The organism is Sebaldella sp. S0638 (assembly GCF_024158605.1).
Classification (GTDB): Bacteria; Fusobacteriota; Fusobacteriia; order Fusobacteriales; family Leptotrichiaceae; genus Sebaldella.
Genome location: NZ_JAMZGM010000125.1, coordinates 1 through 595, shown reverse-complemented (window position 1 = coordinate 595; position 595 = coordinate 1). Strand labels below are relative to the sequence as shown.

2 protein-coding genes are annotated in these 595 nt (G+C 29.6%); both read left to right on the top strand.

Annotation, left to right across the window (positions count from 1 at the left end):
- The first annotated feature begins 96 nt into the window (after window positions 1–96).
- Entirely contained in the window at window positions 97–354 is a 258-nt protein-coding gene (locus tag NK213_RS17920; protein WP_253351754.1) for a hypothetical protein, read from the top strand.
- Window positions 341–595, top strand: a 255-nt coding sequence (locus NK213_RS17915) for a YopX family protein (protein ID WP_253351753.1), incomplete at its 3' end; no start/stop codon positions are given. The genes NK213_RS17920 and NK213_RS17915, both read left to right, overlap by 14 nt.

Below are 595 nucleotides of genomic sequence, written 5' to 3'. Positions count from 1 at the left end.
GGAAATAACGATACTGTAGATATTGAGCCTTTAGAAGATGATTTTGATTCTTCTGAACTATTTGCAGGATATGCTAACAATAAGGAGGGAAAATAAATGAAAGAAATAGAATTAACAGTTACATTAGAATACGACGAATTAGAAACACCAGAACTATTTAGAAACCAAGTAAAAGATTTTTGTGAAGAACATTATTTCAAAGAAGATGAGCCAGAAAAATTATTTGAATTTATGAAAGAAAACGGAATGATATTTCTTACAGCATTTCATCCTGTATCTGGTGAGGTTGGTTGCTATATTCCAGCAATATTTCAAGTACATTATGTTGGGGAGGTAAAAAATGAAGGAAATTAAATACAGAGCATGGAACAAACACTCCAAAGAAATGCTCGAAGTTATACAGATTAATTTTAAAGATAATTACCTAGATTATTCAGATGTAAATTCTGAAAATGGGACAAGAAGACTCTTGCTAAAAGAAGTTGTATTAATGCAATTTACAAATACATATGATGATAATAAAACTGAAATTTGTGAAGGAGATATCCTCTTTTATGATACTGATGATGGTTTTCGTATTGGAGAAATATTTTCA